The 7226-nt window shown below is 63.9% G+C and carries 6 protein-coding genes; all 6 read left to right on the top strand.

Annotated features, from left to right (window positions below):
• Positions 1–140 precede the first annotated feature (140 nt).
• Positions 141–545 carry a tautomerase family protein gene (locus AB4Z15_RS17655; protein WP_442018320.1) on the top strand — a complete coding sequence of 135 codons (405 nt, stop codon included), beginning with the start codon at positions 141–143 and terminating at the stop codon, positions 543–545.
• Between the two features lie 162 nt (positions 546–707).
• Positions 708–1742, top strand: coding sequence for a 5-dehydro-2-deoxygluconokinase (gene iolC, locus AB4Z15_RS17650; RefSeq protein WP_442018319.1), 1035 nt, complete (start codon positions 708–710; stop codon positions 1740–1742).
• Positions 1739–2722 carry a Cgl0159 family (beta/alpha)8-fold protein gene (locus tag AB4Z15_RS17645; RefSeq protein WP_442018318.1) on the top strand — a complete coding sequence of 328 codons (984 nt, stop codon included), beginning with the start codon at positions 1739–1741 and terminating at the stop codon, positions 2720–2722. Before iolC ends, AB4Z15_RS17645 begins: the two co-directional genes overlap by 4 nt.
• A gap of 40 nt (positions 2723–2762) precedes the next feature.
• Positions 2763–4688 carry a 3D-(3,5/4)-trihydroxycyclohexane-1,2-dione acylhydrolase (decyclizing) gene (gene iolD, locus AB4Z15_RS17640; protein WP_442018327.1) on the top strand — a complete coding sequence of 642 codons (1926 nt, stop codon included), beginning with the start codon at positions 2763–2765 and terminating at the stop codon, positions 4686–4688.
• Positions 4689–4754: 66 nt separating this feature from the next.
• On the top strand, positions 4755–6266 hold the full coding sequence (locus AB4Z15_RS17635; RefSeq protein ID WP_442018317.1) for a CoA-acylating methylmalonate-semialdehyde dehydrogenase: 1512 nt from the start codon (positions 4755–4757) through the stop codon (positions 6264–6266).
• Positions 6267–6290: 24 nt separating this feature from the next.
• The gene (locus tag AB4Z15_RS17630) at positions 6291–7208 is read left to right on the top strand and encodes a sugar phosphate isomerase/epimerase family protein (RefSeq protein WP_442018316.1); all 918 of its coding nucleotides are present in this window, start codon (positions 6291–6293) and stop codon (positions 7206–7208) included.
• Positions 7209–7226 lie beyond the last annotated feature (18 nt).

Genomic DNA, 7226 nt, shown 5'->3' with positions numbered 1-7226 from the left:
CTTTAAAGCACGACGGCGGCCCCGCCCTTTCCACACGGAAGGTGCGGGGCCGCCGTCGTGCTTTAAAGCGGAGCCCCTGTACCTTCATGCCCTTTGTTTGTTAGTATGTCAGGACAAACTACTTCGAAGGAGCGCGCAAGATGCCACTGGTAAGAATCGACGTCAATCAGGGCCGGTCGGCGGAGGAGTTGGCCGCCATTAGCCGGGCCATCCACGATGCAATCGTCTCCGAGTATGAAATCCCCGAGCGCGACTACTTCCACATCATTACCGAACACCAGGGGGCCCAGATTGTGGCCCAGGATGCGGGGTTGGGCTTTGAGCGCAGCCCTGGAGTGGTCATGATTCAGATCTTCACGCAGGGCGGGCGAAGCCAGATGGCCAAGAGCTCGCTCTTCGAGGCCATTGCCGAAGCGCTTGGCGAGGTTGGTATCAAAGGCGAGGATGTCTTCATTGGCTACATGGAGAACTCGCCTGGCGACTGGTCTTTCGGCTTCGGGCGGAGCCAATATGTCACTGGCGAATTGGCCATCCCACGGAAGTAGATGCAGTCCGTGTCATGTTGTAAATATGTCAGTACAAACCTTTGACAGGACATGAAATCTGGGGCAAAGTAGTCATGTGGCCCCGCTCACTGAGGGGTGGCAAGGCATTGGGGCCCAGCGCTCAAAGGTTCAGAGTTCACAAGAGAAAGGTCAACGATCATCGTGACCCACGAACTGCTTACAATCGGGCGCATCAGCGTTGATATCTACCCGAACGACATCGGAGTGGACCTGGAGGACGTAACGTCCTTCGGCAAGTATTTGGGAGGTTCGCCCTCCAATGTGGCCGTCGCTGCTGCGCGCCACGGCCGCCGCTCCGGTGTCATTACCCGCACGGGCGACGACGCATTCGGAAAGTATCTGCACCGGGAACTGCACAAGTTCAATGTTGACGATTCGTTTGTCTCCCCGGTGAAGGAGTACCCGACGGCGGTGACTTTCTGTGCCATCAAGCCGCCTGAGGATTTCCCGTTGTACTTCTACGGACGTTTCCCCACGGCGCCGGACCTGCAGATCAAAGCCGAAGAACTCGATCTTGAGGCCATCAAGGACGCGGGCATTTTCTGGTCCACGGTGACTGGCCTGTGCCAGGAACCGAGCCGCAGTGCTCACCTCGCCGCCCACGAAGCCCGGCCTCGGACTGGTCTGAAGGAAGGCCAGTTCACCATCCTCGACCTGGATTACCGGTCGATGTTCTGGGATTCGGAAGAGGAAGCCCGCGCGGAAGTCGCTAAAATCCTCCCGCACGTCACAGTCGCGATCGGCAACGACAAAGAATGCGCCGTCGCGGTAGGAGAGGGGACGCCGGACGAACAGGCGGACCGCCTGCTCGCCGCCGGCGTCGAGATCGCGGTGGTGAAGCTCGGCCCGGAAGGCGTGATGGCCAAGACCCGCACTGAGCGTGTTGTCTCGGCCCCAGTACCGGTGGAAACCGTCAACGGCCTGGGCGCGGGTGATTCCTTCGGCGGGGCTTTCTGCCATGGACTGCTGTCCGGTTGGACGCTGTCCGAGGTCCTGGATTACGCCAACGCTTCCGGTGCAATCGTCGCCTCGCGGCTTTCCTGCGCGGATGCGATGCCGACGCCGGATGAGGTCACCTCGCTGCTCGCTGAACGCGGACGGCGGATCCCGGGAGCTTCCCCCGCCGCGGCCACTGCGCCTGCAGCACCCACGTTCGCAGAAGGAGCAGTCCGTTGAGCCTGAATGACGATCCCCGCCGGTATGAGCACTTGAGCCGTATCAGGCTGGAGGACCCGGAGGCCGTCGCACGCGCGGCTGCCACCCGGCGTCGCCACCCGGGCTTGAAGCACGGCGTCCAGAATTTCATTGTTGCGGCGGACCACCCGGCACGGGGCGCCCTTTCGGTCGGGCCGGAGCCGATGGCGATGGCCGATCGCCGGGACCTGCTGGACCGGTTGCAGATCGCCCTCGCGAACCCGGCCGTGGATGGCATCCTTGCCTCACCGGACATCATGGATGACCTGCTGCTGCTGGGTGCTTTGGACGGCAAGCTGATCTTCGGCTCGATGAACCGTGGTGGCCTGGCTGGTCTGGTCAACGAGTTCGATGACCGGTTCACCGGCCACACAGCCGCTGCGTTGCAGGCACTGGGCGCAGACGGGGGCAAGATGCTCACCCGGATCTGCCTGGGCGACCCGGATACCGTGGCAACCCTCGAGGCGACCGCGAAGGCCATCGATTCGTTGGCCGAACGTAAGCTCATCGCGATGGTGGAGCCGTTCCTGTCGGTGCGTGACGCACACGGCAAGGTCCGCAACGATCTTCGCGCGGACGCCGTGATCAAATCCGTGGGCATCGCCGAGGGCCTGGGTTCCACCAGCGCCTACACCTGGATGAAACTGCCCGTAGTGGCTGACATGGAACGCGTCATGGCCTCCACCACCCTTCCCACGGTGCTGTTGGGCGGTGACCCTGACGGCTCGCAGGACGAGGTCTTCGCCAGTTGGCAGGCCGCCCTCGCACTGCCCGGCGTCCGCGGCCTCACGGTGGGCCGGACGCTGCTTTACCCGCACGACGGCGATGTGGCAGGTGCCGTAGCGACGGCCGCCTCGCTGCTGAACAGCACTGCACCTGCGACCGGGCCCGCGACCGGACCGGCGCCAGCTGCGGGGGAGCCCACCTCGTCTGACCGTATTCCAGTGAAAGTATCGGAGTAGCCCCGCCATGCGGACCTCAACAGGAACAGTAACCCGTCGGATGACCGTGGCCCAGGCCGTGGTCGAGTTCCTCTCCAAGCAGTACACAGTGGATTCCATCAACGGGGTGGACTATCGCGAGCGCCTGATCCCAGGCATGTTCGGTATCTTCGGGCACGGCAATGTGGCCGGCGTTGGCCAGGCTTTGAAGCAGTACCAGGCCGCGGACCCGTCCATCATGCCGTACTACCAGGGCCGCAATGAGCAGGCCCAGGCGCACCAGGCCGTGGGGTACGCCCGACACACGCGCCGGCGCCAGACGTTCGCAATCAGCACCTCGATCGGTCCGGGTTCCTCGAACCTGTTGACCGGTGCCGCCCTGGCCACGACCAATCGTTTGCCGGTGCTGCTGCTGCCCAGTGACACGTTCGCCACGCGCGCAGCGGATCCGGTGCTCCAGCAGCTGGAGTTGCCGTATGCGTACGACATCACGGTCAATGATGCGTTCCGTCCGTTGTCGAAGTTCTTTGACCGGGTGTCCCGCCCGGAGCAGTTGTTCTCGGCGTTCCACCACGGCCTGCGTGTACTGACGGACCCGGCCGAGACCGGCGCAGTGACCATTTCCTTGCCGCAGGACGTCCAAGCCGAAGCCCTCGACGTCCCGGAAGAATTCCTGGCCGAGCGTGAATGGCGGATCCGCCGTCCCGAGGCCGAGGACGATGACATCCGCCGCGCCGTCGAGGCCATCCGTGCCGCGAAGCGCCCCCTGATCATCGCCGGCGGCGGCGTGCTCTACGCCTACGCCAACGAGGAACTCGCCACGTTCGCCGAACTCACCGGCATTCCCGTGGGGAACACGCAGGCTGGCGTCGGGGTTCTGCCCTGGGACCACAAACACTCCCTGGGTGCGATCGGATCCACGGGCACGACGGCGGCCAACGCCATCGCTGCCGAAGCGGACCTGGTCATCGGGATCGGAACGCGCTACGAAGACTTCACCACCGCGTCCCGCACCGCGTTCCAGAACCCGGACGTGAAGTTCGTGAACATCAACGTCGCCCCCATCGATGCCTACAAGCACGGGACCACCATTCCGGTCGTCGCCGACGCCCGCAAGGCCCTGGTGAAACTGAACCAGGCAGTGGGCGGCTACCGTGTGGGTGCTGATCTTGAAGAAAAGGTCGCGGCGGAGAAGAAACGCTGGAACGCGATCGTGGACGAAGCGTTTGATACCCGGTTCACGCCATTGCCGGCCCAGAACGAGATCATCGGCGCCACGAACAAAGCCATGGATGACCAGGACGTCGTCATCTGCGCGGCGGGTTCCCTGCCGGGGGACCTGCACAAGATGTGGCGGGTCCGTGACCCGTTCGGCTACCACGTGGAATACGCGTACTCCTGCATGGGCTACGAAATCCCGGGCGGGTTGGGCGTGAAGCGCGCAGCACTGGCCGAAGCCGCTGCCGGCGGTCCCAACAGGGATGTCGTGGTGATGGTAGGGGACGGGTCCTACCTGATGATGCACACCGAACTGGTCACCGCCGTCGCCGAACGCATCAAACTGATCGTGGTCCTGATCCAGAACCACGGCTACGCTTCCATCGGTTCGCTGTCCGAGTCGCTCGGTTCGCAGCGTTTCGGGACGCAGTACCGGGTCCTGGACAAGGAACAGCACAGTTTCGACGCCGGTGAGCACCTGCCGATCGATCTGGCCACCAACGCCGAGTCCCTCGGCGCCAAGGTCATCCGGATCGAACCAGGCGAGAACGTCATCCAAGCCCTTGGCGCTGCCATCAAGGAAGCCAAGGCAGCCCCGGAAACCGGCCCGATCGTCATCCACGTCGAGTCCGATCCTCTGCTGGACGCGCCCAGCTCCGAATCCTGGTGGGACGTTCCCGTCTCCCAGACCTCCGAGCTCGAATCCACCCAGCAGGCCTACACGACGTACACCGAGCACAAGAACCGCCAGCGCAAGCTGCTCGGCTGATTCCCAACACATAGCCCCCGCCTCTAAAGCCACAGCTTTCAAAGCCACAGACCAAAGGAAGTCCGCATGTCGACGACGACCACACTGACCACCATTAACCACTTCATCAACGGCGCCGAAACCGCAGGCGACGGCGACCGCACCCAGCCCGTATATAACCCGGCAACGGGGCAGGTCAGCGCCGAGTTGCGCCTGGCCAACGAGGCTGACCTGAACACTGCGGTGGCTGCGGCGAAGAAAGCTGCCGAGTCCTGGGGCGATATTTCCCTGGCCAAACGCACCGGCGTGTTGTTCAAGTTCCGTGAGCTGGTCGCCGCGCACGTGGACGACCTCGCCGAGCTGATCACGGCCGAGCACGGCAAGGTCCTCTCGGATGCGAAGGGCGAGATCGGCCGGGGCCTGGAAGTCATCGAATTCGCCTGCGGCATCCCACAGTTGCTCAAGGGCGACTACTCGGACCAGGTCTCCACCGGCATCGACGTGTTCTCCTTCCGTGAGCCTCTGGGCGTGGTTGCCGGCATTACCCCGTTCAACTTCCCGGTGATGGTGCCGTTGTGGATGGCTCCGATGGCGATCGCCACGGGCAACGCGTTCATCCTCAAGCCCTCCGAGCGTGACCCGTCCGCCCCGATGCTCCTCGCCCGCCTGTGGAAGCAGGCCGGGCTGCCCGATGGCGTATTCCAGGTCGTCCACGGCGGGAAGGAAACCGTCGACGGGCTCCTGACCCACCCGGACGTGGACGGCATCTCCTTTGTTGGCTCGACCCCGATCGCGCAGTACGTGCATGAGACCGCCACGAAGCACGGCAAGCGAGTCCAGGCGTTGGGCGGGGCGAAGAACCACGCGATCGTGATGCCCGACGCGGACCTGGACAACGCCGCGGACCACCTTGCAGCCGCCGCTTTCGGCTCCGCCGGGGAACGGTGCATGGCGATCTCCGTCGCCGTCGCCGTCGGGGACGCCGCGGATTTGATCGTGAAGAAAGTCGAAGAGCGTGCCCTGACCATCAAGGTCGCCAACGGCACCGAACCCGACGCCGACATGGGCCCGGTCATCACCCCCGCCTCCAAGGAACGCATCGTCAGGATCGTCACGGAAGCCGAAACCGCCGGCGCGGCCATGGTCGTGGACGGCCGGGACCTGGTGGTCCCGGGCCACGAAGAAGGGTTCTGGGTAGGGCCGACCGTGATCGACCACGTCAAAACCGAAATGACTGCCTACACCGAGGAAATCTTCGGCCCCGTCCTGGTCGTGGTCCGCGTCGCGGACCTCGAAGAAGGCATCGCGCTGATCAACGCCAACCCCTACGGCAACGGCACCGCGATCTTCACCTCCTCCGGCGCCGCAGCCCGTAAATTCCAGCGCTCCGTGACCGTGGGCATGGTCGGCATCAACGTGCCCCTGCCCGTCCCCGTGGCCTACCACTCCTTCGGCGGGTGGAAGAACTCCCTCTTCGGCGACAAACACATCTACGGCCCCGAAGGCGTGTCCTTCTACACCCGCGGCAAAGTCATCACCTCCCGCTGGCCCGAACCCACCCACGCCTCCGGCGCCTCCTACAACTTCCCCTCCAACTAACCTTCCTAGAAAGACACCGCTGTCATGACTGACGTCGAGAACAAGCTCATCATCGGCACCGCCCCCGACTCCTGGGGCGTGTGGTTTGCCGATGACCCCCAGCAGACTCCGTGGGAACGGTTCCTGGATGAGGTTGCTGAATCCGGTTACAAATGGATTGAACTGGGTCCCTACGGCTACCTGCCCAACGACCCCACCCGTCTGGCTGAAGAGCTCAAGCAGCGCGACCTCAAAGTCACTGCCGGAACGGTGTTCACGGCATTCCACCGTGGTGCCAAGCAGTACGACGAAGCCTGGGAGCCGGCCCGTAAGGTGGCCGAACTGACTGCGGCCATGGGTGGCGAACACATTGTGGTTATCCCCGCGATGTGGCGGGACGACGTCACGGGCGAGGCCGTGGAGAATGGCGAACTGACCGACGAACAGTGGGCTGATCTCTTCGCCGGCCACAACCGGATGGGCAAGGTCCTGTTGGAGGACTTTGGCCTGCACCAGCAGTTCCACTCCCACGCGGACTCCCACGTTGGCGCGCAGCAGGACATCGAAACCCTCTTAGCCGCAACGGATCCGCAGTACCTGAACCTTTGCCTGGACACGGGCCACGCAGAATACTGTGGCGCTTCCAGCCTGGAGCTCATCAAGAATTACCCGGACCGCATCGGCTACCTGCACCTCAAGCAGATCAACCCGGAGATCCTGGCCGAGGTCAACGAGAAGAACATGACTTGGGCTGCGGCGAACCTGGCCGGCGTCATGACCGAACCGCCCAGCGGCCTACCGGACCTGCGCGCCGTGATCGAAGCCGTGGAAGGCCTCAACCGGCCGATCTTTGGCATCGTGGAGCAGGACATGTACCCGGTAGCGTTCGATGTGCCGATGCCCATCGCCAAGCGAACCCGCAGTTACCTTCTCTCCTGCGGCTCCCGCACGCGGGTCCAGTAACTCCCGCACGCGCGTCCA

This window comes from Paenarthrobacter sp. 2TAF44, from assembly GCF_052114885.1.
Classification (GTDB): domain Bacteria; phylum Actinomycetota; class Actinomycetes; order Actinomycetales; family Micrococcaceae; genus Arthrobacter.
The sequence above is the reverse complement of the archived record's forward strand: the minus strand, read 5'-3'. Positions and strand labels throughout refer to the sequence as shown.